Source organism: Mesorhizobium sp. M7A.F.Ca.US.002.01.1.1 (assembly GCF_004022955.1).
GTDB classification, from domain to species: Bacteria; Pseudomonadota; Alphaproteobacteria; order Rhizobiales; family Rhizobiaceae; genus Mesorhizobium; species Mesorhizobium ciceri.
This window is the reverse complement of sequence record NZ_RZQE01000541.1, coordinates 1-3607: the sequence shown is the minus strand read 5'-3', so window position 1 is coordinate 3607 and position 3607 is coordinate 1. Positions and strand designations below refer to the sequence as shown.

The 3607-nt window shown below is 63.6% G+C and carries 2 protein-coding genes; both read right to left on the bottom strand.

Annotated elements, in window-relative coordinates; genetic code table 11:
* A partial coding sequence (locus EN932_RS31485; RefSeq protein WP_164890718.1) for an FAD-binding oxidoreductase occupies positions 1-1529 on the bottom strand: 1529 nt, incomplete at its 3' end.
* 254 nt (positions 1530-1783) lie between these two features.
* Entirely contained in the window at positions 1784-3361 is a 1578-nt protein-coding gene (locus EN932_RS31480; protein ID WP_127384787.1) for a trimethylamine methyltransferase family protein, read from the bottom strand.
* Positions 3362-3607: the final 246 nt, after the last annotated feature.

The window sequence follows — 3607 nt, the reverse complement described above, 5'->3', positions numbered from 1 at the left end:
GTCATCAGCCGGTTGAGGAAATCCTCGGCCGCGGGTCCCGAGACTTCGTATTTGGCAAAATTGGCGATCTCGGTGACGCCGACGCGCTCACGCGTGGCGCGCACTTCCTCGCCGATCGGCCCAAAATCGTTGGAGCGATGGAAGGAGACGATATCCCTGGGTTCCTTGCCTTCAGGTGCGAACCAGAGCGGGGTTTCGAGGCCCCAGCTGTCGCCCATGACCGCGTTGCTGGCCAGCATCGTGTCGTAGAGCGGCGTCGTCTGCGCCGGACGTGCCGCCGGCAGTTCCTCATTGGGGAAGCGGATGGAGAAGCGGCGCGAATAGTTTTCCCGCACCTTGGCGTTGGTGTAGCGCAGGCCGGCCCATTCACCGAAGCGTGTAACATCCATGCCCCAGACATCGAAGCCAGGATCGCCATGCACCATCCAGTTCGACAGCGCCAGACCGACGCCGCCGCCTTGGCTGAAGCCGGCCATCACGGCGCAGGCGCACCAGAAATTGGTCAGGCCCTGCACCGGGCCGACCAGCGGGTTGCCGTCCAGTGCGAAGGTGAAGGGGCCGTTGATGATCTGCTTGATGCCGGCCTTCTCGATGCCGGGGAAATGCTTGAAGCCGATTTCCAGCGACAGCGCGATGCGGTCGAGGTCGGGGGGCAGCAATTCATGGCCGAAATCCCACGGCGTGTTGACCGGCGACCATGGCTTACAGGCTTTTTCATAGGTGCCGAGCAGGATGCCGTTGCGCTCCTGGCGGGTGTAGATCTCGCCCTTGAAGTCGAGCACGCCGATCATTTCGCGGCCGGTCGACTTGTTGAATTCCTCGACCTCCGGCATCGGCTCGGTGAGCAGATACATGTGCTCCATGGCAAGAACCGGCAGCTCGACGCCGACCATGCGGCCGATCTCGCGCGCCCACAGGCCGCCGCAGTTGACGACATGCTCGGCCTTCACCGTGCCCTGTTCGGTGACGACATTCCAGGTGCCGTCGACCTCCTGCGTCAATTCCACGACGCGGTTGCGCAGCACGATCTCGGCGCCGAGTTTTTTCGCCGCCTTTGAATAGGCGATGGTGGTGCCGGACGGGTCGAGATGGCCTTCGACCGGATCCCACATGGCGCCGACGAAATTGGTCTCGTCCATCAGCGGGAACATCGCCTTGGCTTCGGAAGGGGTGATCAGCTCTGTGTCCATGCCGAGATAGCGGCCCTTGGCGTGGGCAAGGCGCAGGAAGTCCATGCGCTCGGGCGTATCGGCCATCATCACGCCGCCGGTCAAATGCAGCGAGCAGGACTGGCCGGATATCTCCTCGATCTCCTTGTAGAGCTGCACCGTATAGGCCTGCAGCTTGGCGACGTTGGGGTCGCCGTTCAGCGTGTGGAAGCCGCCCGCCGCGTGCCAGGACGAGCCGGATGTGAGTTCAGAGCGCTCGATCAGCATGATGTCGGTCCAGCCGGCCTTGGCCAGGTGGTAGAGAACCGAGCAGCCGACGACGCCGCCGCCGATGACAACCGCTTTTACGTGAGATTTCATCAAGATAGGTCCGCTTTTGGAGAGATTGAATCGGGGGAGTGGGGCGTGCCTGTTTCGCGACGGCTGCGTGTTTCGTGAATGGCTTCCCCCACTCCGTCGCTGCTTCGCAGCGCCACCTCTCTCCCCTCCGGAGGGAGAGGAAGGGCGCTAGCCGGTATAAGCTCGCGCCCTTCCTCTACCCCGTGGATCGGGGGAGAGGTGTCGAGCGCAGCTCGACGGAGTGGGGGTCGACTGTTCATCAACAACACAGATGATCAAAAATCGGTCGGCGCGCCGCCCTCGGACCGCCGCTTGGCGACGAAGGCGTTGAGTTCCTCGTGGATGGCCGGGTCCATGTAAGGCTCCTCATAGGACGCCAGCCGCTCCTTCCAGACCTTGTTGGCCTTTTCGAGCGCCGTCGGGGAGCCGGCTTCCGCCCAGGTCTCGTAATTGCGCCAGTCGGAGAGGATCGGCGAGTAGAAGGCGGTCTTGTAGCGGTCCTGCGTGTGCTGGGTGCCGAAGAAATGGCCGCCCGGGCCGACCGACTGGATGGCGTCGAAGCCGAGTGCCTCTTCGGAAAGGTCGAGCGGGGTCAGGAATTCGGCCACCATCTGCAGCAGGTCGATGTCCAGGATGGTCTTCTCGTAGGAGCAGCGCAGGCCGCCCTCGAGCCAGCCGGCGGCATGCATCATCAGGTTGCCGCCGCCCTGGATGGCACCCCACAGCGAGAATACGCTTTCATAAGCCGCCTGCGCGTCGACCGTGTTGGCGGCGCAGGTGTTGGAGGTGCGGTAGGGGATGTTGTAGCGGCGGGCAAGCTGGCCGCCGACGAGCTGCGCCTTCATGTATTCCGGCGTGCCGAACGCCGGTGAACCGGACTTCATGTCGACATTGGAGGTGAAGCCGCCATATCCAACGGGGGCGCCCTTGCGCACCATCTGGGCGAAGGCGATGCCGGCAAGCGCCTCCGCGTTCTGCTGCACCAGTGCGCCGGCGATGGTGACAGGCGCCATCGCACCCGACAGGGTGAACGGCGTCACGACGACGACCTGGCCCTTGCTCGACATCTGGATGATGCCTTCCATCATCGGCACGTCGAGCTTGAGCGGCGAATTGGTGTTGATGATGGTGAAGACGGACGGCTCTTCGAGCATCTGCTCGTGGCTGATGCCGCGCGCGATCCTGGCGATCTCGATGCCGTCGACATTGCGTTCCTTGCCGAGCGAATAGATGTGGAACACCTTGTCGGTGAGCACACTGAGATCGCGGATGCATTCGAGATGGCGGACGGATGGATGGATATCGGTCGGCTCGACCGGGTAGCCGCCCGTGCAGTTCAGAATGTTGTGCATCTGCGCGAGTTTTAAGAAATTGCGGTAGTCCTGCTGGTTGCCGGGCCGGCGGCCGCGATCGATGTCGGAGCAATTGGGCGCCGACGCCATCATCGAGACGATCACATTGTTGCCGCCAAAGCGCACATTGTGCGCAGGATTGCGGGCATGGATGGTGAATTCCGACGGGCAGTGCGACACCAGGTCGAGGATCATGTCGCTGTCGAAGCGCACCCGCTCTGAACCGTCACGCACGTCGGCGCCATGCGCCTTCATGATGCTGCGGGCCTCGTCATGCAGCACGTCGACGCCGATTTCCCGCAGCACGCGCAGGGAAGCGAGGTGAATCGATTCCAGCTCGTCGTCGGAGACCAGCCTGGTTGGCGCCAGCGGGTTCTTCAACTGGCGAAAAGCCGGCTGCTCGAACGCGGCCGAGCCGCCGGCGCGCTTTCCAGCGCGGCCGCCGCGACGGGCACGGTCGGTGGCCAATGCCGGTTCTGAGGGTTGTAGGGCGGCGGTCATGATGGTCCTCGTGGGATGCGATAGCGGGCGGCATAATGGACCGGCGGCTGTCCGGCCATTGCGGAGGCGACGACCACTAGGGCGAGGGAAGCGACATGCCGGAACGACAGGTGCCCGGCCGCGACATCGGCTTGATCAGGTTGCCGCGTTGGAGCAAGCGGATTTCGGTGGCCGGCCCTTCCCTTCCGGGGATCGAACCGATAGCTACTTGGCTTGCCGGCCTGATGGCCAGCAGTTCATCTGGAT